The organism is Paracraurococcus lichenis (assembly GCF_030657435.1).
In the GTDB taxonomy this organism is placed as follows: domain Bacteria; phylum Pseudomonadota; class Alphaproteobacteria; order Acetobacterales; family Acetobacteraceae; genus Paracraurococcus; species Paracraurococcus lichenis.
The window spans coordinates 1-789 of the sequence record NZ_JAUTWS010000378.1 but is presented as its reverse complement, the minus strand read 5'-3'; the positions used below and the strand labels follow the sequence as shown (position 1 = coordinate 789).

Sequence of the window (789 nt, the reverse complement as noted above, 5' to 3'; positions counted from 1 at the left end):
GCACAGGCGCCTTGCCGGTGACCGCCTGCTTCAGGTCACCGTTGACCCCTTCATCGGGGTTCAATTCTGGGCTGTAGCCTGGGAGGTAGAACACCTCGATCTCGGCCTCCCGCCCAACGAGCCAGTCGCGGACCTTGGCCGAACGATGGACCGGCAGGCGGTCGAGGACGAGGAAGACCTTCTGCCCGGCGTCGCGGACCAGGCGGGCGAGGAAGCGCAGCAGGTCCGGTGCCTTGATGGCGCCGTCGAGGACCATCCAGCGCAGCTCGCCCTTGTTGGTCACCGCCGAGATCAGACCGAGATTGGCCCGCTTATGGTTGACCCGCACCTCCGGCGTGCGGCCCGGGGGTGCATAGCCGCGGCCGCGCACGTCGTCGGAGCGCAGGCCGGTCTCGTCACCCCAGAAGACGGCGCCGCCCTCGGCCTTGGCCCGAGCAGCGATGGCCGGGTAGTCCCGCCGCAGCCAGCGCCGCACTGCCGATGGGTCCTGCTCATAGGCGCGCCGCAGCGGCTTCTGGGCGGTGAACCCCCAGCGCGCCAGGTAGGTGCCCATGGTGCGGACCGCCAGCCGCACCCTGCAGCGCCGCCAGAGCAGCTCGCGCACCGCCGCCCGGCTCCAGAGCGCAAAGGGCAGATCCAACTCGTCGGGCGTGTGCCGCCGGATCAGATCCTGCGTCTCCGCCTCCTGCTCGGCAGAGAGGAAGCGGCCGTGCCCCGGCTCAGGCCCACGCGGCCCGCTCTTCAGCCCGGCCGCGCCCCTCTTGGCATAGCGATGGCAGATATTGAGAA

At 70.6% G+C, this 789-nt stretch carries 1 protein-coding gene; it reads right to left on the bottom strand.

What is annotated here, in order from left to right; all coding sequences use genetic code 11:
• Positions 1 to 789: IS630 family transposase (locus Q7A36_RS40340; RefSeq protein WP_305109416.1), on the bottom strand; the 789-nt coding region annotated here is incomplete at both ends.